Origin of the sequence: Pseudomonas parasichuanensis (assembly GCF_021601385.1) — a bacterium.
Classification (GTDB): Bacteria; Pseudomonadota; Gammaproteobacteria; order Pseudomonadales; family Pseudomonadaceae; genus Aquipseudomonas; species Aquipseudomonas parasichuanensis.
In genome coordinates, this window is sequence record NZ_BQHO01000009.1 from 142,376 (window position 1) to 165,723 (window position 23,348).

The 23,348-nt window shown below is 63.7% G+C and carries 25 protein-coding genes; 1 reads left to right on the plus strand and 24 read right to left on the minus strand.

What is annotated here, in order from left to right:
* Window positions 1-28: 28 nt before the first annotated feature.
* The 21 genes from L6D77_RS10195 to trmJ form a co-directional block, all read right to left on the minus strand.
* Window positions 29-820: an amidohydrolase gene (locus tag L6D77_RS10195; RefSeq protein ID WP_232883068.1), complete on the minus strand. Its 792-nt coding sequence runs from the start codon at window positions 818-820 to the stop codon at window positions 29-31.
* Window positions 808-1,956 carry a pyridoxal phosphate-dependent aminotransferase gene (locus L6D77_RS10200; protein WP_232883067.1) on the minus strand — a complete coding sequence of 383 codons (1,149 nt, stop codon included), beginning with the start codon at window positions 1,954-1,956 and terminating at the stop codon, window positions 808-810. The genes L6D77_RS10195 and L6D77_RS10200 overlap by 13 nt, the downstream gene beginning before the upstream one ends.
* A 200-nt stretch (window positions 1,957-2,156) precedes the next feature.
* Window positions 2,157-3,620: a ribosome biogenesis GTPase Der gene (der, locus tag L6D77_RS10205; protein WP_232883066.1), complete on the minus strand. Its 1,464-nt coding sequence runs from the start codon at window positions 3,618-3,620 to the stop codon at window positions 2,157-2,159.
* A 117-nt stretch (window positions 3,621-3,737) separates the two neighbouring features.
* Complete coding sequence (gene bamB / locus L6D77_RS10210; RefSeq protein WP_110993493.1) at window positions 3,738-4,907, minus strand: outer membrane protein assembly factor BamB; 1,170 nt, start codon at window positions 4,905-4,907, stop codon at window positions 3,738-3,740.
* Window positions 4,882-5,523, minus strand: coding sequence for a tetratricopeptide repeat protein (locus L6D77_RS10215; protein WP_232883065.1), 642 nt, complete (start codon window positions 5,521-5,523; stop codon window positions 4,882-4,884). Before L6D77_RS10215 ends, bamB begins: the two co-directional genes overlap by 26 nt.
* Before the next feature lie 38 nt (window positions 5,524-5,561).
* A complete protein-coding gene (gene hisS, locus L6D77_RS10220; RefSeq protein ID WP_232883064.1) occupies window positions 5,562-6,851 on the minus strand; it encodes a histidine--tRNA ligase in 1,290 nt (429 codons plus the stop codon).
* A gap of 25 nt (window positions 6,852-6,876) precedes the next feature.
* Window positions 6,877-7,986 (minus strand): flavodoxin-dependent (E)-4-hydroxy-3-methylbut-2-enyl-diphosphate synthase, encoded by a 1,110-nt coding sequence (gene ispG / locus L6D77_RS10225; protein WP_110993496.1) that lies wholly within the window; start codon window positions 7,984-7,986, stop codon window positions 6,877-6,879.
* A gap of 3 nt (window positions 7,987-7,989) precedes the next feature.
* Window positions 7,990-9,003 carry a RodZ domain-containing protein gene (locus L6D77_RS10230; protein ID WP_232883063.1) on the minus strand — a complete coding sequence of 338 codons (1,014 nt, stop codon included), beginning with the start codon at window positions 9,001-9,003 and terminating at the stop codon, window positions 7,990-7,992.
* Window positions 9,000-9,761, minus strand: coding sequence for a type IV pilus biogenesis/stability protein PilW (pilW, locus tag L6D77_RS10235; RefSeq protein ID WP_232883062.1), 762 nt, complete (start codon window positions 9,759-9,761; stop codon window positions 9,000-9,002). The genes L6D77_RS10230 and pilW overlap by 4 nt, the downstream gene beginning before the upstream one ends.
* Before the next feature lie 14 nt (window positions 9,762-9,775).
* Entirely contained in the window at window positions 9,776-10,918 is a 1,143-nt protein-coding gene (rlmN, locus tag L6D77_RS10240) for a dual-specificity RNA methyltransferase RlmN (protein ID WP_232883061.1), read from the minus strand.
* Between the two features lie 28 nt (window positions 10,919-10,946).
* Window positions 10,947-11,372 carry a nucleoside-diphosphate kinase gene (gene ndk / locus L6D77_RS10245; RefSeq protein ID WP_008092560.1) on the minus strand — a complete coding sequence of 142 codons (426 nt, stop codon included), beginning with the start codon at window positions 11,370-11,372 and terminating at the stop codon, window positions 10,947-10,949.
* Window positions 11,373-11,461: 89 nt separating this feature from the next.
* A complete protein-coding gene (gene iscX, locus L6D77_RS10250; RefSeq protein WP_110699949.1) occupies window positions 11,462-11,662 on the minus strand; it encodes a Fe-S cluster assembly protein IscX in 201 nt (66 codons plus the stop codon).
* Between the two features lie 10 nt (window positions 11,663-11,672).
* Entirely contained in the window at window positions 11,673-12,014 is a 342-nt protein-coding gene (gene fdx / locus L6D77_RS10255) for an ISC system 2Fe-2S type ferredoxin (protein WP_110735783.1), read from the minus strand.
* Between the two features lie 3 nt (window positions 12,015-12,017).
* On the minus strand, window positions 12,018-13,880 hold the full coding sequence (hscA, locus tag L6D77_RS10260; protein ID WP_232883060.1) for a Fe-S protein assembly chaperone HscA: 1,863 nt from the start codon (window positions 13,878-13,880) through the stop codon (window positions 12,018-12,020).
* A gap of 43 nt (window positions 13,881-13,923) precedes the next feature.
* Window positions 13,924-14,445 carry a co-chaperone HscB gene (hscB, locus tag L6D77_RS10265; RefSeq protein ID WP_232883059.1) on the minus strand — a complete coding sequence of 174 codons (522 nt, stop codon included), beginning with the start codon at window positions 14,443-14,445 and terminating at the stop codon, window positions 13,924-13,926.
* 8 nt (window positions 14,446-14,453) lie between these two features.
* On the minus strand, window positions 14,454-14,777 hold the full coding sequence (gene iscA / locus L6D77_RS10270) for an iron-sulfur cluster assembly protein IscA (protein WP_011532338.1): 324 nt from the start codon (window positions 14,775-14,777) through the stop codon (window positions 14,454-14,456).
* 28 nt (window positions 14,778-14,805) lie between these two features.
* Window positions 14,806-15,192: a Fe-S cluster assembly scaffold IscU gene (gene iscU, locus L6D77_RS10275; RefSeq protein ID WP_010452756.1), complete on the minus strand. Its 387-nt coding sequence runs from the start codon at window positions 15,190-15,192 to the stop codon at window positions 14,806-14,808.
* A 46-nt stretch (window positions 15,193-15,238) separates the two neighbouring features.
* Window positions 15,239-16,453, minus strand: coding sequence for an IscS subfamily cysteine desulfurase (locus L6D77_RS10280; protein WP_110993502.1), 1,215 nt, complete (start codon window positions 16,451-16,453; stop codon window positions 15,239-15,241).
* Window positions 16,454-16,496: 43 nt separating this feature from the next.
* On the minus strand, window positions 16,497-16,988 hold the full coding sequence (gene iscR, locus L6D77_RS10285; protein ID WP_110993503.1) for a Fe-S cluster assembly transcriptional regulator IscR: 492 nt from the start codon (window positions 16,986-16,988) through the stop codon (window positions 16,497-16,499).
* Between the two features lie 168 nt (window positions 16,989-17,156).
* Entirely contained in the window at window positions 17,157-17,945 is a 789-nt protein-coding gene (cysE, locus tag L6D77_RS10290) for a serine O-acetyltransferase (protein ID WP_232883058.1), read from the minus strand.
* Window positions 17,946-17,948: 3 nt separating this feature from the next.
* Window positions 17,949-18,704: a tRNA (cytosine(32)/uridine(32)-2'-O)-methyltransferase TrmJ gene (gene trmJ, locus L6D77_RS10295; RefSeq protein WP_232883057.1), complete on the minus strand. Its 756-nt coding sequence runs from the start codon at window positions 18,702-18,704 to the stop codon at window positions 17,949-17,951.
* A gap of 151 nt (window positions 18,705-18,855) precedes the next feature.
* Between trmJ and suhB the strand changes: the two genes are divergently transcribed.
* Window positions 18,856-19,674 (plus strand): type III secretion system regulator SuhB, encoded by an 819-nt coding sequence (gene suhB, locus L6D77_RS10300; protein ID WP_110993505.1) that lies wholly within the window; start codon window positions 18,856-18,858, stop codon window positions 19,672-19,674.
* Window positions 19,675-19,892: 218 nt separating this feature from the next.
* Here suhB and L6D77_RS10305 read toward each other — a convergent pair whose 3' ends face one another.
* From L6D77_RS10305 to secD, 3 genes are all read right to left on the minus strand, one after another.
* Entirely contained in the window at window positions 19,893-20,441 is a 549-nt protein-coding gene (locus L6D77_RS10305; protein ID WP_232883056.1) for a glycine zipper 2TM domain-containing protein, read from the minus strand.
* A 120-nt stretch (window positions 20,442-20,561) separates the two neighbouring features.
* Complete coding sequence (secF, locus tag L6D77_RS10310; protein ID WP_110993507.1) at window positions 20,562-21,470, minus strand: protein translocase subunit SecF; 909 nt, start codon at window positions 21,468-21,470, stop codon at window positions 20,562-20,564.
* Between the two features lie 10 nt (window positions 21,471-21,480).
* The gene (gene secD / locus L6D77_RS10315) at window positions 21,481-23,343 is read right to left on the minus strand and encodes a protein translocase subunit SecD (RefSeq protein ID WP_232883055.1); all 1,863 of its coding nucleotides are present in this window, start codon (window positions 23,341-23,343) and stop codon (window positions 21,481-21,483) included.
* Between the last annotated feature and the right edge of the window lie 5 nt (window positions 23,344-23,348).

The window sequence follows — 23,348 nt, forward strand, 5'->3', positions numbered from 1 at the left end:
GGCCGCTCCTACAGGGGCCGGTGTCGGGTCAGTGCAATTCGAAGGTATCGGCATCCAGGTTGGCCGGGAATCGCGCGCGATACGCGGCCAACTCTGCTGCTCTCAAAACCACGGTGAACACCCCGTCGGCCTCACCGGCACTCAACAGGCTCTCGCCCTGGAAGTCCAGCACCTGGCTGTCGCCGGAGTAGGCAAAGCCCTTGCCATCGGTGCCCACCCGGTTCACCGCCGCCACGAAGCACAGGTTCTCGATCCCCCGCGCCGGCAGCAGCCGGTTCCAGTGGGTGCGCCGCGCCGCGGGCCAGTTGGCGGTGTACAGCAGCAGGTCGGTGTCCTGGGCGTCGCGGCTCCACACCGGGAAACGCAGGTCGTAGCAGATCAGCGGGCGAATGCGCCACCCCTTGAGTTCGAACTGCACCTGGCGCTCGCCAGGGGTGTAGTGCTTGTGTTCGCCGGCCATGCGGAACAGGTGGCGCTTGTCGTAGTGCAAAATCTCGCCGTCGGGCCGCGCCCACAGCAGGCGGTTGCGGTGGCTGCCATCGGCGGCCTGGATGATCACACTGCCGGTGATCACCGCATTGTGCTTCTTCGCCTGGGCCTTGAGCCATTTGTAGGTCGGGCCGTTCTCCGGCTCTGCCAGGCTTTCGGACTCCATCGAAAAACCGGTGGTGAACATCTCCGGCAGGATCACCAGGTCGACTTCACCGGCCTGGCCAATCAGTTCCTCGAAATGGGCGTAGTTGGCTTCGCGGTCGTGCCAGGCCAGGGTGGTCTGCACCAGGGCGATTTTCAGGTTCGGCAGTTCACTCAGATCGCGCATAGTCTTTCCGCCGCCTGTCGCAGCGTCTCCTCGCGTTTGGCAAAGCACAGGCGCACCAGGCGTTGCTCGGGGATGGGTTGCTGGTAGAACACCGACACCGGGATGCTGGCCACGCCGTGTTCGCGGGTCAGCCACAGGGCCATGTCGACGTCGCTCAGGTCGGGGCGGATCTGCGAATAGTCCACCAGTTGGAAATAGGTGCCCGGGGTGCGCGTGAAGCTGAAGCGTGAGGCCTGCAACAGGTCGCAGAACAGGTCGCGCTTGGCCTGGTAGAAGGCCGGCAGCTCGTCGATGTGCTCCGGGTGCTCGGCCATGAAGTCGGCCAGGGCGCACTGCAAGGGCGTGACACCGCAGAAATTGACGTACTGGTGGACCTTGCGCAGCTCGGCGCTGAGCGCTGGCGGTGCGACCACATAGCCGGTCTTCCAGCCGGTGACGTGGTAAGTCTTGCCAAACGAGCTGATGACGAAGGCCTTGCTGTAGAGCTGCTCGTGGGCCAGCACGCTGGCGTGGCGCACACCGTCGTAGATCAGGTGCTCATAGACTTCGTCGCTGACCAGGTAGATGTCGCGGTTGCCGATCAGCGCGGCCAGCTGGTCCAGGTCGTCGCGGCTGATCAGCGCGCCGCTGGGGTTGTGCGGCGAGTTGAGGATGACCATGCGCGTGCGCGGGCTGAGGGCGTCGCTGAACTTCTGCCAGTCGATGCTGAAACTGCCGTCAACGAGCGGCACGTGCACGCAGCGGCCACCGGCCAGCTCCACCGAGGGTTCGTAGCTGTCGTAGCACGGGTCGAAGACGATCACCTCGTCGCCGGGGTGGATCACGGCCTGGATGGCGCAGAAGATCGCTTCGGTGGCGCCGGGGGTGATGGTCACTTCCTGGTCGGCATCCACCTGCGCCCCGTAAAGCCGGGCGATCTTGGCCGCCACTTGCTGGCGCAAGGCGGGCAGGCCGGTCATCGGCGAATACTGGTTATGCCCGGCGGCCACATGACGGCCAACGGCATCGAGCAGGGCCTGGGGGCCGTTGAAGTCAGGGAAGCCCTGGGACAGGTTGAGCGCACCGGTCTGCATCGCGAGTTGCGACATGGTGGTGAAGATGGTCGTGCCGACGTTCGGCAGTTTGCTGCGGATCATGGAGCCCTCTTTCCTGGGGTTTGTCCGGCACGGGGTGGAGCCCGAGCATAGCGGATCAAGCAGTCAGGAAAAAGGTTGAAACAATAGGGGGATTGCGGTGGATCAAAGGGCCCTATCGCCGGCAAGCCGGCTCCCACAGGTAGTGTGGCTTACGCATACCCTGTGGGAGCTGGCTTGCCGGCGATGAAGCCAGCACGGAATCAGCGCTTGTCGCGGCGCTTCTTCTCGGCCTTCTTGTGGTGCGACATCAGGCGGCGCTTCTTGTTGACCTGGCGATCGGTGAGGGTGTTCTTGTTGCCCTCGTACGGGTTCTCACCGCCCTTGTACTCGATGCGGATCGGCGTACCGACCAGCTTGAGCACACGGCGGTAGGTGTTCTCCAGGTAACGCGAGTAGGAGTTGGGCACCTTCTCGGTCTGGTTGCCGTGGATCACGATCAGCGGCGGGTTGGCACCACCGAGGTGGGCATAGCGCAGCTTGATACGGCGGCCGTTGACCAGCGGCGGCTGGTGCACGCTGATGGCGTCTTCGAGAATCTGCGTCAGGCGGCTGGTCGGCCAGCGGGTGACCGCCGACTTGAACGCGGCCTGTATCGACTTGTACAGGTGGCCAACGCCGGTGCCATGCAGGGCAGAGATGAAGTGGATGTCGCAGAAATCGACGAAGAACAGCCGGCGCTCCAGCTCGGTCTTCACGTAGTCGCGCTCGCCCGCTTCCATGCCGTCCCACTTGTTCAGTGCGATGACGATGGCCCGGCCAGCCTCAAGAGCGAAGCCCAGCAGGTTGAGGTCGTGGTCGACCACGCCTTCGCGGGCGTCCATGACAAAGACCACCACGTTGGCGTCCTTGATCGCCTGCAGGGTCTTCACCACCGAGAACTTCTCGACTTCCTCGTGGATCTTGCCGCGCTTGCGCACCCCGGCCGTGTCGATGAAGGTGTACTTCTCGCCATCGCGCTCGAACGGGATGTAGATACTGTCGCGGGTAGTGCCCGGCTGGTCGTACACCACCACGCGCTCTTCGCCGAGCATGCGGTTGACCAGGGTCGACTTGCCCACGTTCGGGCGGCCGATGATGGCGATCTTGATGCCGTCTTTCTCGCTTGGGCCGGGAATGCGCACGGCCTCTTCGCCTTCGGCGACGTCCAGGTCGAGGGCTTCCTCTTCGGCATCGCGCGGGATGTGGCCGAGCAGCGCTTCCATCAGGGCGTTGATACCACGACCCTGGGAGCCGGCCACCGGAACGGCGTTGCCCATGCCCAGCGGCGAGAACTCGGCGCGGGCGATGTCGGGATCGATGTTGTCGATCTTGTTGGCCACCAGCACGGCCGACTTGTTCCGCTTGCGCAGGTGGTCGGCGATCATCTGGTCGGCGGCGGTCATGCCGGCGCGGGCGTCGACCAGGAACAGCACGTAGTCGGCTTCTTCGATGGCCATCAGCGACTGCTCGGCCATCTTCTCGTCCATGCCCACTTCGTCACCGGTGATACCGCCGGTGTCGATCAGGATGTAGGAACGACCCTGCCAGCTGGCATCGCCGTACTGGCGGTCACGGGTCAGGCCCGACAGGTCACCGACGATGGCATCGCGGGTCTTGGTCAGGCGGTTGAACATGGTGGATTTGCCGACGTTCGGCCGGCCCACCAGGGCGATTACGGGAACCATGCGGCTCTCCACTCTTGAATTCTTGAAAATGCAAAGGCCGCTGCAAGGCAGCGGCCGGAGTTCGGGCGGCGTTTCCTACGCCGCTACCTGAGCCCGCGAACGGGCTCAAGCATAGCTTCAGCGGATGGTCAGTGCCTCGAGCTTGCCGCTGTTGCCGAAGACGTAGATGGTGTCGCCGACCACAAGTGGGCGGGCGCGCAGGCCATCGCTGTCGATACGCTCACGGCCGACGAAGCGGCCATCGACCTGGCTCAGCAGGTGCAGGTAACCCTCGAAGTCACCCACCGCCACGTAGCTGGAGAACACTTCCGGCGCCGACAGCTGGCGGCGGGCCATGCTGTCGTTGCTCCACAAGGCGCTGGAGGAACGCTCGTCGACACCTTCGACGGTGCCCGAAGCCAGGCTCACGTAGACGTTGCCGAAGCCCTGGGCAACACCCACGTAGCTGGAGGCATCACGCTGCCACAGCACACGGCCGCTTTCCAGGTCCAGGCCGGCGACGCGGCCCTGGTAGGTGCTGACGTACAGGGTGCCACCAGACAGCAGCAGGCCGCCGTCGATGTCCACCACACGGTCCAGCTCGGAGCGGCCTTGCGGGATGGCCACGCGGCTTTCCCACACCGGTACGCCGTTGTTGATGTCCACCGCCACCACCTTGCCGGTGGACAGGCCGGCGACGGCCAGGCGGTTGGTGACGATCGGCGCGCCGGTGCCACGCAGGGTGAGCACCGCTGGAGTGTTTTCGTAGATCCAGCGACGGTCGCCGGTGGCGGCGTCGAGGCCGATCAGGCGGTCGTCCTGGGTCTGCACCACCACCACGTCGCCGTTGTTGGCGGGCGGTGCCAGTACTTCGCTGGTGACGCGCGAACGCCAGCGCTCCTCGCCGGTGCTCGAATCCAGGGCAATCACCTCACCCTTGAGCGTACCCAGCATGACCAGGCCGTAACCCACGCCAACCGCGCCGGAAACCGGCAGCTCGAGGTCCTTCTTCCACACCACGTCGCCGTTGAGGCGGTCGAGTGCGAAGACTTCACCGGTGACGTCGGCAGCGTAGATGCGGTCGTTCTCGATGGCCGGTACCAGGGTGTTGTACGTCTCACCCTGGCCGTCACCGATCGAGCGGCTCCACTGCTTCTTCAGCACCACTTCCTCGGTGAACTTGGTCAGCTCGGCCGGGGGCAGTTCCTTCTTGCTGTTGCTGCTGCAACCCGCTGCCAGCACGGCGAGGGTGAGCACTGCTGCTTGTTTCCAACCCTTCACTTCAGGCGTCCCCTTTGGCCAGGTCATCCAGCTTCAGTTGCAGGCCACCGATCGCGGCGTCGTCAGACAGCGCGGCCTTGGCTTTTTCGTAGGCACCGTGGGCGTCGTCAGCACGGCCCAGCTGCACCAGCAGGTCGCCCTTGAGCTCCTCGCGGCTGGCCAGGAAGGCTTTGTCGGCATCGCCGTCGAGCAGTTTCAGGGCGTCTTCGGCCTTGTCCTGCGCCGCGAGCACGCGGGCCAGGCGCTGACGGGCGATTTCGCCCAGGGTGGCGTCAGCCGGCTTGTCCATCACGGCCTTGAGCTCGGTGGCGGCGTCGTCCAGCTTGCCGCTCTCGACCGCGACCTTGGCCACGAACAGGCTGCCGTACTGGGCGTAGGCGCTACCGCCAAACTCGCTCTTGAGCTTGCCGGACAGCTCGGCGACCTTGCTCGCATCCGGCTGGCCGGACGGCGTCAGCGAGGTTTCCAGCAGGGCCTGGTACAGCGCCGAGGCGCCTTGGGACTGGTTGGCCTGGTATTTGTGCCAGGTCTGCCAGCCCATCACCACCACGCCGGCCAGCAGCGCGCCGGTCAGCAGCGGCTTGCCGTTGCGGTTCCACCAGTCCTTGACCCCAGCCAGGTCGTCATCATCGGTACTCGACACCCCAATACTCCTTTTCGCCTATTCGTTGTTGAACCGCGTTACGCCTGGGCGATCGCGGTTTCCAGGTGCTCGGCAAGAGCATCCCAGGCAATGTTCTGTTGTTCGCCCTGGCCACGCAGGGGCTTCAGGCCAATCTCTTGCTTGGCCAACTCGTCGTCGCCGAGGATCAGGGCGAACAGCGCGCCGCTCTTGTCGGCCTTCTTGAACTGGCTCTTGAAGCTGCCGGCACCGGCGTTGACCGCCAGGCGCAGGCCCGGCAGACGGTCGCGCAGCTGCTCGCTCAGGCGCAGGCCGGCCAGCTCTGCCTGCTCGCCGAAGGCGCACAGGTAGACGTCGATGGTGCGGCTGATCGACTCGGGCACCTTGCCTAGCGTTTCCAGCAGCAGGATCAGGCGCTCGATGCCCATGGCGAAACCGACGCCCGGGGTCGGTTTGCCGCCCATCTGCTCGACCAGGCCGTCATAGCGGCCACCGGCGCAGACGGTGCCCTGGGCACCGAGCTTGTCGGTGACCCACTCGAACACGGTCTTGCTGTAGTAGTCCAGGCCACGCACCAGCTTGGTGTTGATCACGAACGGGATGCCAGCGGCGTCGAGACGGGCCTTGAGCCCCTCGAAGTGCACGCGGGATTCTTCGTCCAGGTAGTCTTCCAGCTTCGGCGCGCCGACCAGCACCGCCTGGGTGTTGGCATCCTTGCTGTCGAGGATGCGCAGCGGGTTGCTCTTGAGGCGACGCTGGCTGTCTTCGTCCAGTTGCTCGAGGCGCGCGGACAGGAACTCGACCAGCGCATCGCGGTAGCGCGCGCGGGCTTCGCTGGTGCCCAGGCTGTTGAGCTGCAGCTCCACGGCGTCCTGGATGCCCAGCAGGCCCCACAGGCGCCAGGTCAGCATGATCAGCTCGGCATCGACGTCCGGGCCGTCGAGGTTGAACACCTCCACGCCGATCTGGTGGAACTGGCGATAGCGGCCCTTCTGCGGGCGCTCGTGGCGGAACATCTGGCCGATGTACCAGAGCTTCTGCACCTGGCCGTTGCCGGTGATGCCGTGCTCGAGTACCGCGCGCACGCAGGCGGCGGTGCCTTCAGGGCGCAGGGTGAGCGAATCGCCGTTGCGGTCGTCGAAGGTGTACATCTCTTTTTCGACGATATCGGTGACTTCACCGATCGAGCGCTTGAACAGCTCGGTGAACTCGACGATCGGCGTGCGGATCTGGCTGTAGCCGTAGCTGTCCAGCAGGCCGGCCACGGTGCCCTCGAAGTAGCGCCACAGCGGCGACTGGTCGGGCAGGATGTCGTTCATGCCACGGATGGCTTGCAGCGATTTGCTCACGAGTAGTCCTTACGAATTCTGTGTATCAGCCACGGGCGATCAGCGCCGCGTCGGCCTCGGCCTTCTCGGCCGCTTTCTGGCGGATGAGTTTTTCCAGCTCATCGACCAGGTTGTCGTTGTTCAGCTTCTGCGATGGCTTGCCATCGATGTAGATCAGGTTCGGTGTGCCGCCGGTGAGGCCGACGTGCGCCTCCTTGGCTTCACCCGGGCCGTTGACCACGCAACCGATCACCGCCACGTCCAGCGGCACCAGCAGGTCTTCCAGGCGCCCTTCCAGCTCGTTCATGGTCTTGACCACATCGAAGTTCTGCCGCGAGCAGCTCGGGCAGGCGATGAAGTTGATGCCACGGGAACGCAGGTGCAGCGACTTGAGGATGTCGTAGCCGACCTTCACTTCTTCGACCGGGTCGGCGGCCAGCGAAATGCGGATGGTGTCGCCGATACCTTCGGCCAGCAGCATACCGAGGCCGACGGCGGATTTCACCGTCCCCGAACGCAGGCCACCGGCTTCGGTAATGCCTAAGTGCAGTGGCTGGATGATCTGCTTGGCCAGCAGGCGGTAGGCCTCGACGGCCATGAACACGTCGGAGGCCTTGACGCTGACCTTGAAGTCCTGGAAATCCAGGCGGTCGAGGTGCTCGACATGGCGCAGCGCCGACTCCACCAGCGCGGCCGGGGTCGGTTCGCCGTACTTCTTCTGCAGGTCTTTTTCGAGCGAGCCGGCGTTGACGCCGATGCGGATCGGGATGCCACGGTCACGGGCGGCATCGACCACCGCGCGCACACGGTCTTCGCGGCCGATGTTGCCCGGGTTGATGCGCAGGCAGTCAACACCCAGTTCGGCCACGCGCAGGGCGATCTTGTAGTCGAAGTGGATATCGGCGACCAGCGGCACGCTGACCAGCTTCTTGATCTTGCCGAACGCCTCGGCGGCGTCCATGTCCGGTACCGAGACACGCACGATGTCGACGCCGGCATCGACCAGGCGCTGGATCTGCCCCACGGTGGCGGCGACATCGTTGGTGTCGGTGTTGGTCATGCTCTGCACCGCGATGGGCGCATCGCCGCCCACCGGTACATTGCCGACCCAGATTTTGCGGGATTCGCGACGTTTGATCGGAGATTCGCCGTGCATGACTTACTGTCCCAACTTCAGGCGAGCGGTTTCGCCACTGGTGAACGGGGCGACATCGACCGCCTGGCCGTTGTAGCTCACCTGGGCGCCACGGGCGAACCCGAGGCGTACCGCGAACGGTGGCTTGCCGGTCAGTTCCAGGCTGTCGCCCTTGCGCTTGATGGCGCTGAACAGCACCTTACCGTTGCCGTCGGAGACCTGGGTCCAGCAATCGGCGGTGAACTGGATGTGTACGCTGGCGCTGCCGGCCGGCACTGGCGCCGGAACCGCTGCCGCCGGGGCGACGGGAGCCGGAGCGGCGGCCACGGGGCTGGCAGGTGCAGGCTGGGCGACCGGGGCGACCGGTGCAGGGGCGACGCTTGGCGCTGGCGCCGCTACGCTGCTGGACGGTGCCACAGCCACTACCGGTGCCGGGGTTTCAACAGCCGCTGCAGGGGCTTGTTCGCTGGCCACTGGTTCCAATGGCAGCGCTTCGCTGGCAGGTTGCTGGGCTTCGCTGACAGCCTGGTCTTCCGGCTCGTCCAGCGGATGAATCTGGGTAGTGCCGTCGGCGCTCTCGACCTCGACGTGCTCCAGGGCGATCTTGGCCAGGTCCTTGCCGCGCAGGCTGCCCTGGTCCTGCCACCAGAAAAAGCCACCACCGACCACGGCCACCAGCAGCAGCAGGCTGACCACGCGCATGATGTTGTGCGACAGACGGACCGGCTCCTCGATACGACCGAGTGCGTGCACGTCACTGCCTTGGGCGTGGGTGCCGGTGATGTTGTCGAACGCCTGCACCAGCGGTGCCTGGTCCATGCCCATCAGCTTGGCATAGGCGCGGATGTAACCACGGGCAAAGGTGTGCCCGGGCAGCTTGTCGAAGGCGCCGGTTTCCAGGTTGTTCAGCGAAGATACCGTGAGATTGAGCTTTTGCGCGACCTCAGCCTGGCTCCACTCCCGCTGTTCGCGGGCCTGGCGCAAAACGTCACCGGGGTTCTGGCGAGTCGCTGCTACTTCTGTTTGCGCGGCTTTCATCGTTGCTCCGACAGGTATTGCTGATATTCCGGCGTACCGGGATAAAGTCGTTGTAATTGCTGGCCCAGCCGGGCCGCATCACCCTGCTGGTCAAGGGCGCGGGCCAGGCGGCTGCCCAGCAACAGGCTGCGGGGGTTCTGGTCGCTCAACTGGCTGAAACGATCGTAGTAGTCCCGGGCCGGCACATAATGCCTGTTTTCGTAGGACAACTCAGCCATTTCAAGCAACGCCTTCGGTTGCCGCTGATCGAGGCGCAGTGCCTTTTCCAGGTATTCACGGGCCTGCTCGCCCTGCCCCAGCTTGCGTGCGGTCAGGCCGAGGTTCTCGTACACCCGCGAACGCTCAGGGTACAGGGTATCGGCGGCCGCCTGGCGAAACATTGCCTCGGCGTCGGCAAAACGGCCCTGAGCATATAGGAAACTGCCGTAGTTGTTGCGGATTCGCGTGTCATCCGGGCGCGCTGCCAGCGCTTTACGGAAGTGCCGGCCTGCCAGTTCCGGCTCAGCCTCGGCCTGATACACCAGCGCCAGCGCCGCATTGGCGTCGGCATCCGTGCTGTCCAGCGCCAGAGCCTTGGCCAAGGGTGCCTTGGCCTGCCCGGTCAAACCTTGTTGCAAATACCCCAATCCCAGCTGCACATAGGCCCGCACAGCCTCGTCACGCCCCTGGCGGCTGGCCAGGGGGTCGCCACCACCGCTGGAAACGCAGCCAGCCAGCAGCGCAAGCGTGAGGATCGACAGCGCGGCGCGCAGGGTCATGGGGCGAGTGCTCGTCAGTGGCGCGCGGCGGTGTCTTGCGACTCGTCGGCAGCCAGCTGGCGCACGGCGATGTAGCGCTCGCTGCGGCGGGTACGGTCGTTGACCTGGCCGACCAGCTGCCCGCAAGCGGCATCGATGTCGTCACCGCGGGTGGTGCGGGTGGTGACGTTGAAGCCACCGTGGTGCAACAGGTCCTGGAAGCGGCGGATGGCATTGTTGCTCGGCCGCTCGTAGCCCGAATGCGGGAAGGGGTTGAACGGGATCAGGTTGATCTTGCACGGCACGTCGCGCAACAGCTCGATCATCTGGGCGGCGTGCTCGGGCTGGTCGTTGACGTCCTTGAGCAGGGTGTACTCGATCGTCAGCACGCGCTTGCCGCCGAGGGTGGACATGTAGCCCATGCACGACTCCAGCAGCATCTTCAGCGGGTACTTCTTGTTGATCGGTACCAGCTGGTTGCGCAGCTCGTCGTTGGGGGCGTGCAGCGACAAGGCCAGCGACACGTCGATGTGCTTGGCCAGCTCGTCGATCATCGGCACCACGCCCGACGTGGAAAGCGTCACGCGGCGCTTGGAAATGCCATAGCCCAGATCTTCCATCATGATCTTCATGGCGGCGATGACATTGTCGAAATTCAGCAGGGGTTCGCCCATGCCCATCATGACCACGTTGGTGATAGCGCGGTCGATCTTGGCCGGAACGGTCCCGAAGGATTTGTTGGCAAGCCACACCTGGCCGATCACTTCGGCGGCGGTGAGGTTGCTGTTGAAGCCTTGCTTGCCGGTGGAGCAGAAACTGCAGTCCAGGGCGCAGCCGGCTTGCGACGACACGCAGAGCGTACCGCGATCGTCGGTAGGGATGTAGACGGTCTCGACGCAGCTGCCAGAGGCAACGCGGACCACCCACTTGCGGGTACCGTCGGCGGAAATGTCTTCGCTGACCACTTCCGGGCCCCGAATCTCGGCAACGGCCTCGAGCTTTTCGCGCAAGACCTTGCCGACATTGGTCATGGCGGCGAAATCATCGACGCCAAAATGGTGAATCCATTTCATCACCTGCCCGGCGCGGAAGCGCTTCTCCCCGATTGAGTCGAAGAACTGTTCCATTTCCGCCAGGGTCAGCCCCAGCAGGTTGATCTTGCCAGTAGATGTCGTCATGGATTCACCCTCACCCGTAAGCTTTCGCTTAGCGAGTGGTTACCTCGGTAGCTGCGAAGAAGTAAGCGATTTCGCGAGCGGCAGCGGCTTCGGAGTCCGAACCGTGAACGGCGTTGGCGTCGATCGACTCGGCGAAGTCGGCGCGGATGGTGCCGGCAGCAGCTTCTTTAGGGTTGGTGGCGCCCATCAGCTCACGGTTCAGAGCGATGGCGTTCTCGCCTTCCAGAACCTGGACAACGACCGGACCGGAAGTCATGAAGGCAACCAGGTCACCGAAGAAGCCACGAGCGCTGTGCTCGGCGTAGAAGCCTTCGGCTTCGGCTTTGGACAGTTGCTTGATTTTCGAGGCAACGATTTTCAGGCCGGCTTCTTCGAAGCGAGTGGTGATCTTGCCGATGACGTTTTTGGCGACGGCGTCAGGCTTGATGATCGAGAAAGTACGTTGAACAGCCATGGAGAACTCCAGAAATATGAGTGTTGCGAAAAATTAAACCCGCGAATTATACGCGGGTTCCAGGGGATTGCCTAACCTGCAGCGTGCGCTTAGTCGGCTTCGTCGATCCAGGCCGCCTGGATGGCCTCGAGCACTTTCTCACCGCCGCGTGACGGATCGTCGCTGAATTCTGGCAAGGCCAGCACCCAGCGGTGCAGATCGACGAAATTCACGTAACGAGGATCGACGTCGGGCTTGCTTTCTGCAAGCTGGATGGCGATCTCAAGTACATCAATCCATTTCAGGCTCATGGGGCAAACCTCAGTGCGGCGCTTCGGCGGCGTGGTTGAGCGAGTATTTGGGGATTTCGATGGTGAGGTCTTCATCGGCCACCACCACCTGGCAGCCCAGGCGCGATTGCGCTTCCAGGCCCCACGCCTTGTCCAGCATGTCTTCTTCGAGCTCATCAGCCTCTTCAAGCGAGTCGAAGCCCTTGCGCACGATGCAGTGGCAGGTGGTGCAGGCCTTGACGCCGCCGCAGGCGCTTTCCATCTCGATGTGATGGTCGTGGGCCAGTTCCAGGATATTGGTCCCGGCCGGCACTTCCACGGTCAGCCCCTCGGGGCAGAATTTTTCATGCGGCAGGAATGTCACCAGCGGCATCGGTTACTCCTCGATCTCATTCAGGTTGCGCCCGGCCAGTGCGGCTTTGACCGTCGAATCAAGGCGACGGGCGGCAAATGCATCGGTCACCTGCGACAGACGCTTGGTCTGTTGCTCGATGGCAGCGCCATCGGTGCCGCTCAGCAAATCACGTAGTTCCTGCATCTGGAATGCAATGGCGTCGCGCTCGTCGCTGCTGAGCAGGCGCTCGCCATCGGCGTCCAGGGCGCCCTGTACCGCCTCGAGCAGGCGCTCGCCGTCGACCTGGTGCTCGCGCAGCTGGCGCGCCTGCTTGTCGGAGCCTGCGTGCTCGAAGGAGTCCTTGAGCATGCGGGCGATTTCGCCATCGGTCAGGCCATAGGATGGCTTGACCTGGATGCTCGACTCCACGCCCGAACCCAGCTCGCGCGCGGCGACACTGAGCAGGCCATCGGCGTCGACCTGGAAGGTCACGCGGATCTTCGCGGCACCAGCGACCATGGCCGGGATGCCGCGCAGCTCGAAGCGCGCCAGCGAGCGGCAGTCGCTGATCAGCTCGCGCTCGCCTTGCAGCACGTGGATCATCATGGCCGACTGGCCGTCTTTATAGGTAGTGAACTCCTGGGCGCGGGCCACCGGAATGGTGGTGTTGCGCGGGATCACCTTTTCCATCAGCCCGCCCATGGTCTCAAGGCCGAGCGACAGCGGGATGACGTCGAGCAGCAGCAGCTCGCCCCCTTCGCGGCGGTTGCCGGCCAGGGTGTCGGCCTGGATGGCAGCACCAATGGCGACCACCTGGTCCGGGTCGATGGAGGTCAGCGGGGTCCGGCCAAACAGCGTACCCACGGCGTCGCGCACACGCGGCACGCGGGTAGAGCCGCCGACCATCACCACCGCACCCACCTCCTCCAGCTCGATACCGCTGTCGCGCACGGCGCGGCGGCAGGCCTTGAGGCTGCGGGCAATCATCGGCTCGATCATGGCGTCGAAACCGGTGCGGGTCAGCTCGCCCTGCCAGGCACCATGCTGCACGCTGACCACGTCGGCATCGGTCAAGGCTTCCTTGGCCGCACAGGCGGTTTGCAGCAGCAAGCGCTGGGTCGCGGGATCGAGATCGGCGGAGAGGCCGGCCTGCTCGATGATCCAGCCGGCAATGGCGTGGTCGAAGTCATCACCACCCAGGGCGGTGTCGCCGCCGGTGGCCAGCACCTCGAAGACGCCGGCGGTCAGGCGCAGGATGGAGATGTCGAAGGTGCCGCCACCCAGGTCGAAGATCGCCACGACGCCTTCGGCGTTCTGGTCCAGGCCATAGGCCACGGCAGCAGCGGTCGGCTCGTTGAGCAGGCGCAGCACGTTGAGGCCGGCGAGCTTGGCGGCGTCCTTGGTGGCCTGGCGCTGGGCGTCGTCGAAATACGCAGGAACAGTGATCACCGCGCCGACCAGCTCACCGCCGAGGGTCTCTTCGGCACGCGAACGCAGCACCTTGAGGATGTCGGCCGACACTTCCACCGGGCTCTTCGGCCCCTGGACGGTGTCGATGAACGGCATGTGCGATTCACCACCGACAAAGCGGTACGGCAGTTGCTCGCCGAGTTGCTTGACGTCGGCCAGGCCGCGCCCCATCAGGCGCTTGACCGAGACGATGGTGTTGAGCGGGTCGCTGGGCGCCGCCTCGCGCGCGCTCAGACCGACGTCGATACCGTTTTCCAGGTAGCGCACTGCGGAGGGCAGGATGACCCGGCCCTGGGCATCGGGCAGCGGTTCGCTGCGCCCGCTGCGCACGGCGGCGACGAGAGAATTGGTGGTGCCCAGGTCGATGCCCACCGCCAGGCGGCGCTGGTGCGGCTGGGGGCTCTGACCGGGTTCGGCGATCTGCAGTAGGGCCATGCTTATCTGAGTACCTTAGGCGTCATCACGGGTAACGCCGGGGTTAATCGTCGAGGCGCTCTTCGAGTTGGCGCACTTCTTGGGCGAGCTTGTCGAGGAACTGCATGCGGCGCATCAGGCGCTCGGCCTGGTCACGCTCGGCAGCAACATCCCAGCAGGCGGCGAAATCCTCGTTCAGCGTGTCCTGCGCAGCCTTGAGCCGCTTCTTGAACACGGCCACGCCGTCGAGGTCGGCTTCGTCCTGCAGTTCTTCGAGCTCTTCGCGCCACTGCATCTGCTGCAGCAGGAAGGCCGGGTCGTGCACGGTGACTTCCTGGGGCACTTCATGGCCACCGATGGCCAGCAGGTACCGGGCACGGCGTGGTGCGCTGCGCAAGGTCTGGTAGGCGTCGTTCAGTGCCGCCGACTTTTCCAGGGCAACGCGCTGTTCGCGCTCGGAGGCATCGGCGAAGCGGTCCGGATGGACCTCGCGGGCCAGCTCGCGGTAGCGAGTGGCCAGTTTGTCGAGGTCCAGGCGAAAGCTCGGTTGCAGGTCAAACAGTGCGTAATGACAAAGAGTACCCACGGCCAGCCTCAAACGTTGAAGCTTTCGCCGCAGCCACATTCACCGCGCACGTTGGGGTTGTTGAACTTGAAACCTTCGTTCAACCCTTCCTTGACGAAGTCCAGCTCGGTGCCGTCGAGGTACACCAGGCTTTTCGGGTCGATGATGACCTTTACGCCGTGGTTCTCGAACACCTGGTCTTCTTCGGCCAGTTCGTCAACGAACTCCAGCACGTAGGCCAGGCCCGAGCAACCGGTGGTGCGCACGCCCAGGCGAATGCCTTCACCTTTGCCGCGCCCGTCGAGGGAGCGGCGAATGTGGTTGGCGGCGGCTTCTGTCATGCTGATGGCCATCGGAACTCCTTAGCTTGCAACAGGCGACTTAGACCAGGCCTTTCTTCTGCTTGTAATCGCGAACGGCTGCCTTGATGGCATCTTCGGCGAGCACGGAGCAGTGGATCTTGACCGGCGGCAGTGCCAGCTCTTCAGCCAGCTGGGTGTTCTTGATGGTTTCGGCTTCGTCCAGGGTCTTGCCCTTCATCCACTCGGTGGCGAGGGAGCTGGAGGCGATGGCCGAACCGCAGCCGTAGGTCTTGAACTTGGCGTCTTCGATGATGCCCTGCTCGTTGACCTTGATCTGCAGACGCATCACGTCGCCGCACGCTGGAGCGCCGACCATGCCGGTACCGACATCCGGATCCTCGGCATTCATCTTGCCGACGTTGCGTGGGTTTTCGTAGTGGTCGATGACCTTTTCACTGTATGCCATGGTGCAATTCCTTCCTCATCAGGGAGCCGCTCTTGCCGGCGACTGCTTAGTGGGCGGCCCACTCGATCTTGGAGATGTCGACGCCGTCTTTGTACATGTCCCAAAGGGGCGACAGCTCACGCAGTTTGTTGACGGCCTCGCATACTTTCTGCGCGGCGTAGTCGACTTCTTCTTCGCTGGTGAAGCGGCCGAAAGAGAAGCGGATCGAGCTGTGTGCCAGTTCGTCGTTGCGGCCCAGGGCGCGCAGGACGTAGGACGGCTCGAGCGAAGCGGAGGTGCAGGCCGAACCGGACGAAACGGCGATGTCCTTGAGCGACATCAGCAGCGACTCGCCTTCGACGTAGTTGAAGCTCAGGTTCAGGTTGTGCGGTACGCGGGCGGTCTGGCTGCCGTTGACATACAGCTCTTCAAGGTCCGAGACCTGCTTGAAGAAGCGGTCGCTCAGGGCCTTGATGCGTGCGTTCTCGCTGGCCATTTCCTGCTTGGCAATGGCGAAGGCTTCGCCCATGCCGACGATCTGGTGGGTCGGCAGGGTGCCCGAACGCATGCCGCGCTCATGGCCACCGCCGTGGATGATGGCTTCCAGGCGCACGCGCGGCTTGCGGCTGACGTACAGCGCGCCGATGCCTTTGGGGCCGTAGACCTTGTGCGCCGAGAACGACATCAGGTCGACTTTCAGCTTTTGCACATCGATCTCGACCTTGCCGGCCGACTGGGCGGCGTCGACATGGAACAGCACGCCGCGCGAGCGGGTCAGTTCGCCGATGGCGGCGATGTCGTTGATCGAGCCGACTTCGTTGTTCACGTGCATCAGCGAAACCAGGATGGTGTCGTCGCGCAGGGCCGCTTCAACCATGGCCGGGGTGACGATGCCGTCTTCGCCTGGCTCGAGGTAGGTGACTTCGAACCCTTCACGCTCGAGCTGGCGAGCGGTGTCCAGGACCGCCTTGTGCTCGATCTTGGAGGTGATGATGTGCTTGCCCTTGGTCTGATAGAAGTGCGCCACGCCTTTGAGGGCGAGGTTGTCGGACTCGGTGGCACCGCTGGTCCAGACGATCTCGCGCGGGTCGGCGTTGATCAGCTCGGCCACCTGGCGACGGCCATTCTCGACCGCTTCTTCGGCCTTCCAGCCAAACACGTGGGAGCGCGAGGCCGGGTTACCGAAGTTCCCGTCCACCAGCAGGCATTCGGCCATTTTCTGGGCGACACGTGGATCGACCGGGGTGGTCGCGGAGTAATCGAGGTAGATCGGCAACTTCATTGAGTATCTCCTATCAGGCGTTGGCGTCGCTCGGCGCTGAATTTCAGTCGACGGCGGACGTCTCAATCTTGTCCAGCATGGCGGTACGGCCTGCAACACGGCGCAGGTCCTGGCGCTGGGCGACTTCTTGCACCTCACGGCGCTTGACGAGGTCGGCCAGGCTGATGCCACTGAGGAATTCATGGATCTGCTGGCTCAGGTCGCACCACAGGTGGTGAGTCAGGCAGGTATCACCGGCATGGCAGTCGCCCAAACCCTGGCAGCGGGTGGCATCGACCGATTCATTCACCGCATCGATGACCTGGGCCACCTGGATGGTTTCCATGCCGCGCGACAGCTGGTAGCCGCCGCCCGGGCCGCGAACGCTGGATACCAGGCTACTGCGGCGCAGCTTGGCGAACAGCTGCTCCAGATAAGAAAGGGAAATGCCCTGGCGCTCGGAAATATCGGCCAGTGACACCGGCCCATGCTGCGCGTGCAACGCCAGGTCAAGCATGGCGGTCACGGCGTATCGGCCTTTGGTGGTCAGTCGCATGGCGTATGGTTACCACGGGAGTTACAGAATGTGTGCGAGTATGCGATTCCCGAGCATTTAAGTCAACTATTAGACCTAGTGCTTTAGTCGGGTATGCATGCGGGAGGCGGGCGCGAGTGTAGCAGACGAGGGGCGCGAGCACACGCCCCTTGTGTCGGGCTGACGGAATCAATGCGGCTGAGTGTCGCCCTGCTTCAGCTCTGCACAGGCCTCGGCGAAGTCATCGGCGGGCAGTGCCGGCAGCTCCTTGGCACAGTAGTCACTGCCCATTTTGGTCAGGGCGCCACACATCCCCTCCAGGCGTTCGTCGACTGCCTGCAGGTGGTCGAGCATCTGGCCGATCGCCCGGGCCACCGGGTCAGGCATGTCGCCGCTGACACCATAGGCGTCGAAACCGATCTTCTCGGCCATGGCCTTGCGCTTGGCTTCCACGGCATCGTCCTCGCTCTTGACGATGATGCGCCCCGGGATACCCACCGCCGTGGCGCCGGCCGGCACGGCCTTGGTGACCACGGCGTTGGAGCCGATCTTGGCCCCGGCACCAACCGTGAACGGCCCCAGCACCTTGGCGCCCGCCCCCACCACCACGCCGTTCTCCAGGGTCGGATGGCGCTTGCCTTTATTCCAGCTGGTGCCGCCCAGGGTTACACCCTGGTACAGCGTCACGTCGTCACCGATCTCGGCGGTCTCGCCAATGACGATGCCCATGCCATGGTCAATGAAGAAGCGTCGGCCGATGGTTGCACCGGGGTGGATCTCGATACCGGTCATCCAGCGCCCGAAGTTCGACACCAGGCGCGCCAGCCATTTGAAATCGCGCTTCCACAGGGCATTGCCGAGGCGGTGCAGCCAGATGGCGTGCATGCCCGGGTAGCAGGTCAGCACCTCGAAGGCGTTGCGCGCCGCCGGGTCACGATGGAAAACACTTTGAATATCTTCACGCAGACGCTCGAACATCGTTCAGTCCTTCCGTTTATGCGGCTCGCCCCGGACGACTTTCTGGGTCTCGGTGAGGATGCCGCGCAAAATGCTCATTTCCGTACGCTCGACCGAGCTGCGCCCATAAAGCCTGCGCAAGCGCGGCATCAGGTGCTTGGGCTTGGCGGGGTCGAGGAAGCCGATGTCCACCAGGGTTTTTTCCAGGTGGTCATAGAACAGCTCCATTTCGTCCATGGTCGCCAGCTCGCTGGCGTCCGCCTTCTCGACCTTGGGCGCCACGCCCGGCACCGCCAACGAGGCCATGCGCACCTCGTAGGAGAGCACCTGGACGGCGGCAGCCAGATTCAGCGAACTGAAGTCGGGATTGGAGGGAATGTGTACGTGGAAGTGACATCGCTGCAGTTCTTCGTTGGTCAGGCCGGCATGTTCGCGACCGAACACCAGGGCGATTTCCTCGCCGGCCAGGGCATGCTCCACCGCCTTGGTGCCGCATTCCCGCGGGCCGATCAGCGGCCAGGGGATGCTGCGCTCGCGGGCGCTGGTGCCCATCACCAGGTTGCAGCCGACCAGCGCCTGCTCGAGGCTGTCGACCACCAGGGCATTGTCGAGCACATCGTCGGCACCCGAGGCGCGCGCCGAGGCTTCGACGGCCGGGAATTCTTTTGGCTGCACCAGCACCAGACGCGCCAGGCCCATGTTTTTCATGGCACGCGCAGCGCCGCCGATGTTGCCGGGGTGGCTGGTATTGACCAGAACAACACGAATATTTTGCAGCAAGGTGTTGTGCTCACAGACGCGGATGAAGAAGGTTTCGATCTTACAGAACCGACCAGCGTAACGCTATGAAAGCAAATGTGACACTTCTTCCGTCAAAGATTTCTGCTAGAATGTGCGGCTTTCTTCTTTAACATCTCCAGGTGACCTTCCCATGCAGCCTATGCTGAATATCGCCCTGCGCGCCGCTCGCAGCGCCAGTGAACTGATTTTCCGCTCCATCGAACGCCTGGACAGCATCAAAGTCGACGAAAAACAGGCCAAGGACTATGTGTCCGAGGTAGATCGCGCCGCCGAGAAGGTCATCGTCGAGGCCCTGCGCAAGGCCTACCCGAACCACTCGATCCAGGGCGAAGAGACTGGCCTGCACGCCGGCACCGGCGAAGAAGGCAAGGACTACCTGTGGATCATCGATCCACTGGACGGCACCACCAACTTCCTGCGCGGCATCCCCCACTTCGCCGTCAGCATCGCCTGCAAATACCGCGGCCGCCTGGAGCACGCCGTGGTCCTTGACCCGGTTCGCCAGGAAGAATTCACCGCCAGCCGTGGCCGTGGCGCCCAGATCAATGGTCGTCGCCTGCGCGTCAGCTCGCGCACCAGCCTGGAAGGCGCCCTGCTGGGCACCGGCTTCCCGTTCCGTGACAACCAGCTGGCCGACCTGGACAACTACCTGGGCATGTTCCGCGCCCTGACCGGCCAGACTGCCGGCATCCGCCGCGCCGGCTCCGCCAGCCTGGACCTCGCCTATGTGGCCGCCGGCCGCTTCGATGCCTTCTGGGAGTCGGGCCTGTCCGAGTGGGACATGGCTGCAGGCGTGCTGCTGATCCAGGAAGCGGGCGGCCTGGTGAGCGACTTCAACGGTGGCCATGACTTCCTCGAGAAGGGCCATATCGTTGCCGGCAATATCAAGTGCTTCAAGGCCGTGCTGACTGCTATCCAGCCGCACCTGCCAGAGAGCATGAAGCGCTAAGCGACGATTGCGAGCACAAAAAACGCCCCTCGGGGCGTTTTTTTGTGTCTGTATTTCCAGACTCCACGCTCACGCGCGCTTGCTGTAGGAGCGGCCTTGTGCCGCGAAAGGGGCGCGAAGCGGCCCCAGGATCGCATATACACCTCGGGGCTGCTGCGCAGCCCTTTCGCGGCACAAGGCCGCTCCTACAGAAAAGCAGACCGCGCACTAACCAAGGCTCACTGCCCCGCCTGATTTTCGCTCAGGATCAACTTGCCGTTCTTGTCCACAGGAATGGTCGAGCCCGGCTCATGATTCATCTTCACCTTGCCTACCTGGTCACCGAGGGAATAGGTGACGTTGTAGCCCACCACCTTCTCGCTGATGTCGTTGACCGTACTGCAACGGGTCTGCATGGTCGTGGTGGTGTCACGCTCCTGCATGTATTCCTGGGTCTTGTTGCCCGCGTAACCACCACCTACAGCACCGGCGACCGTAGCGATCTTCTTGCCGGTACCACCGCCGATCTGGTTACCCAGCAGGCCACCGGCAATGGCGCCCACCACAGTACCGGCGATCTGGTGCTGGTCCTTGACCGGCGCCTGACGCGTCACGGCAACCTCTTTGCACACCTCGCGCGGTGTCTTCACCTGCTGCTTGATTGGCTGCACGTCGGTGACTTGGGCGTAGTCAGGCCCTTTGTTCACCAAGCTGTAGGTCGCTACAGCACCTCCGGCAGTCACACCGACAGCACCCAGTACCGCACCCACCAGCATTGATTTATTCACCTGAACCTCCTGATCTTCCTTGCGGGTTCCAGCCCGCTTTCTCCCAGCCTTGGAGCAAAAAAAAAGGCGCGAGTTCAACACTCGCGCCTTTGATTACGCCGAACGGCGCTGAACGATCGTTTACGGACGCTCGTCCACGCCCTCGTTCTTGGCCGGCGGGATCAGGTCTTCACTGTTCAGGTTCAGCCAGATCAGCACCACGTTGGCGATGTAGATCGACGAGTAGGTACCCGCCATGACGCCGATGAACAGCGCCAGGGAGAAGCCGAACAGGTTGTCACCACCGAAGAACAGCAGCGCCGCGATGGCCAGCAAGGTCGACACCGAGGTGGCGATGGTGCGCAGCAGGGTCTGGGTGGTCGAGACGTTGATGTTCTCGATCAGCGAGGCCTTGCGCATCACCCGGAAGTTCTCACGCACCCGGTCGAACACGACGATGGTGTCGTTGAGCGAGTAACCGATGATCGCCAGTACCGCCGCCAGCACCGTCAGGTCGAAGGTGATCTGGAAGAACGACAGGATACCCAGGGTCACCACCACGTCGTGGATCAGCGAGACGATGGCGCCAACGGCGAACTTCCACTGGAAGCGGAACGCCAGGTAGATGAGGATGCCGCCCAGGGCCAGGAGCATGCCCATGCCACCCTGGTCGCGCAGCTCTTCACCCACCTGCGGGCCAACGAACTCGACACGCTTGAGGGTTGCCGGGTTATCACCGCCGGCCTTCTGCAGCGCCGCCGCGACTTTGTTGCCCAGCAGCGGGTCATCGCCCGGCATGCGCACCAATAGGTCGGTGGTGGCGCCGAAGCTCTGCACCACAGCCTCGTGGAAGCCCGACTCGACCAGCTCGGCACGTACGGCCTTGAGGTCCGCAGGGCGCTCGTAGGTCAGCTCGATCAGCGTACCGCCGGTGAAGTCCAGGCCGAAGTTCAGACCCTTCTGCCACCAGCTGAACAACGCCAGTACGGTGAGGAGCACGGTAATGGCGAACGCGACATTGCGCACGCCCATGAAGTTGATGGTTTTCATCGCAGCTCCCTCAAACCCACAGCTTCTTGATGTCACGCCCGCCACAGGTCAGGTTGACCATGGCGCGGGTCACCATGACGGCGGTGAACATCGAGGTGAAAATCCCGAGGGACATGGTGACCGCGAAGCCCTTGACCGGGCCGGTACCCATGGCGAACAGGATGCCGCCCACCAGCAGGCTGGTCAGGTTGGCGTCGATGATCGCGGTGTACGCACGGTTGAAGCCTTCGTGGATGGCACGCTGCACCGACATGCCCGCTTTGAGCTCCTCGCGGATACGCGAGAAGATCAGCACGTTGGCGTCGACCGCCATACCCATGGTCAGCACGATACCGGCGATACCCGGCAGGGTCAGCGTGGCGCCCAGCAACGACATCAATGCCAGCAGCAGCACCATGTTGCCCGCCAGGGCGACAGTGGCGATCACGCCGAAGCCACGGTAGATGGCAATGATGAACAGCGATACGAACAGCATGCCCCACAGGGATGCATCGATACCCTTGGTGATGTTGTCGGCACCCAGGCTCGGGCCAATGGTACGTTCTTCGGCGAAGTACATCGGCGCAGCCAGACCACCGGCACGCAGCAGCAGGGCCAGTTCGGACGATTCACCCTGGCCGTTCAGGCCGGTGATGCGGAACTGGCTGCCCAGTGGCGACTGGATGGTCGCCAGGCTGATGATCTTCTTCTCTTCCTTGAAGCTCTGGACCGCAACGTCCTTCTCGACGCCGTTGACCGTCTGCTTCTCGTAGTGGGTGATCGGCTTCTGCTCGATGAAGATCACCGCCATGCTGCGCCCGACGTTGGAGCGGGTGGCGCGGCTCATCAGCTCGCCGCCGTGGCCGTCGAGGCGGATGTTCACCTGCGGGCGACCGTGCTCGTCGAAGCTGGCCTGGGCGTCGGTGACCTGGTCACCGGTGATGATCAGGCCGCGCTCGACCGGGGCCGAACGGCCGCCTTCGCGGAACTCGAACACCTCGGTGGTGGCTTTGGAAGCACCCGGCTCGGCACCGAAGCGGAACTCCAGGTTGGCGGTCTTGCCGAGTATACGCTTGGCTTCGGCGGTGTCCTGCACACCCGGCAGCTCGACCACGATGCGGTTGGCGCCCTGGCGCTGTACCAGCGGCTCGGCCACGCCCAGCTCGTTCACACGGTTGCGAACGGTGGTCAGGTTCTGCTTGATGGAGTATTCGCGGATTTCGGCGACCTTGGCCTGGGTCAGTGCCAGGCGCAGCACGGCGAGCTCGTTGCGCTCGGTGGTGGTCAGTTCGAAATCATTGAAATTCTTGCGGATCAGGCTGCGGGCCTGTTCGCGGGTAGCGTCGTCGGCGAAGCCCAGCATGATGCCGCCATCCTGCTGAGGCAGGCTGCGGTAGCGGACGCGCTCTTTGCGCAGCAAGGTCTTGACCTCGCCTTCGTAGACTTTCATGCGGGCAGTCATGGCCTTGTCCATGTCCACTTCCAGCAGGAAGTGCACACCACCGGACAGGTCCAGGCCCAGCTTCATCGGGCTGGCACCCAGGTTGCGCAGCCACTGCGGGGTGGTCTGGGCCAGGTTAAGCGCCACGACATAGTCATCGCCGAGGGCCTTGCGCGCCACATCCTTGGCTGGCAGCTGGTCTTCCTGGTTGGTCAGGCGCACCAGCGCACTGCCCTTCTCGCCCAGGTTGCCGCCTTTTACCGTGATGCCGGCATCGGTCAGCGCCTTGGTGACGCGATCGAGGTCAGCCTGGCTGACATGCAGCGCGGAGCTGGCGCCGCTGATCTGCACCGCCGGATCATCCGGGTAGAGGTTGGGTGCGGAATAAATAAAACCGATCGCCAGTACCACCACGATCAGCAGGTATTTCCACAGAGGGTATTTGTTCAGCATCACGC

What these genes read in the sequence shown, in the direction of transcription:
- der (WP_232883066.1), bottom strand. Translation starts at nt 3,620, where the DNA reads ATGGTTCCCGTAATCGCCCTGGTGGGCCGGCCGAACGTCGGCAAATCC.
- bamB (WP_110993493.1), bottom strand. Translation starts at nt 4,907, where the DNA reads ATGACCTGGCCAAAGGGGACGCCTGAAGTGAAGGGTTGGAAACAAGCA.
- fdx (WP_110735783.1), bottom strand. Translation starts at nt 12,014, where the DNA reads ATGCCGCTGGTGACATTCCTGCCGCATGAAAAATTCTGCCCCGAGGGG.
- iscR (WP_110993503.1), bottom strand. Translation starts at nt 16,988, where the DNA reads ATGCGACTGACCACCAAAGGCCGATACGCCGTGACCGCCATGCTTGAC.
- iscA (WP_011532338.1), bottom strand. Translation starts at nt 14,777, where the DNA reads ATGGCCATCAGCATGACAGAAGCCGCCGCCAACCACATTCGCCGCTCC.
- L6D77_RS10230 (WP_232883063.1), bottom strand. Translation starts at nt 9,003, where the DNA reads ATGAAAGCCGCGCAAACAGAAGTAGCAGCGACTCGCCAGAACCCCGGT.
- rlmN (WP_232883061.1), bottom strand. Translation starts at nt 10,918, where the DNA reads ATGACGACATCTACTGGCAAGATCAACCTGCTGGGGCTGACCCTGGCG.
- ndk (WP_008092560.1), bottom strand. Translation starts at nt 11,372, where the DNA reads ATGGCTGTTCAACGTACTTTCTCGATCATCAAGCCTGACGCCGTCGCC.
- secD (WP_232883055.1), bottom strand. Translation starts at nt 23,343, where the DNA reads ATGCTGAACAAATACCCTCTGTGGAAATACCTGCTGATCGTGGTGGTA.
- secF (WP_110993507.1), bottom strand. Translation starts at nt 21,470, where the DNA reads ATGAAAACCATCAACTTCATGGGCGTGCGCAATGTCGCGTTCGCCATT.
- iscX (WP_110699949.1), bottom strand. Translation starts at nt 11,662, where the DNA reads ATGAGCCTGAAATGGATTGATGTACTTGAGATCGCCATCCAGCTTGCA.
- L6D77_RS10200 (WP_232883067.1), bottom strand. Translation starts at nt 1,956, where the DNA reads ATGATCCGCAGCAAACTGCCGAACGTCGGCACGACCATCTTCACCACC.
- cysE (WP_232883058.1), bottom strand. Translation starts at nt 17,945, where the DNA reads ATGTTCGAGCGTCTGCGTGAAGATATTCAAAGTGTTTTCCATCGTGAC.
- ispG (WP_110993496.1), bottom strand. Translation starts at nt 7,986, where the DNA reads ATGCACGGCGAATCTCCGATCAAACGTCGCGAATCCCGCAAAATCTGG.
- iscU (WP_010452756.1), bottom strand. Translation starts at nt 15,192, where the DNA reads ATGGCATACAGTGAAAAGGTCATCGACCACTACGAAAACCCACGCAAC.
- hscA (WP_232883060.1), bottom strand. Translation starts at nt 13,880, where the DNA reads ATGGCCCTACTGCAGATCGCCGAACCCGGTCAGAGCCCCCAGCCGCAC.
- L6D77_RS10195 (WP_232883068.1), bottom strand. Translation starts at nt 820, where the DNA reads ATGCGCGATCTGAGTGAACTGCCGAACCTGAAAATCGCCCTGGTGCAG.
- L6D77_RS10280 (WP_110993502.1), bottom strand. Translation starts at nt 16,453, where the DNA reads ATGAAGTTGCCGATCTACCTCGATTACTCCGCGACCACCCCGGTCGAT.
- pilW (WP_232883062.1), bottom strand. Translation starts at nt 9,761, where the DNA reads ATGACCCTGCGCGCCGCGCTGTCGATCCTCACGCTTGCGCTGCTGGCT.
- suhB (WP_110993505.1), top strand. Translation starts at nt 18,856, where the DNA reads ATGCAGCCTATGCTGAATATCGCCCTGCGCGCCGCTCGCAGCGCCAGT.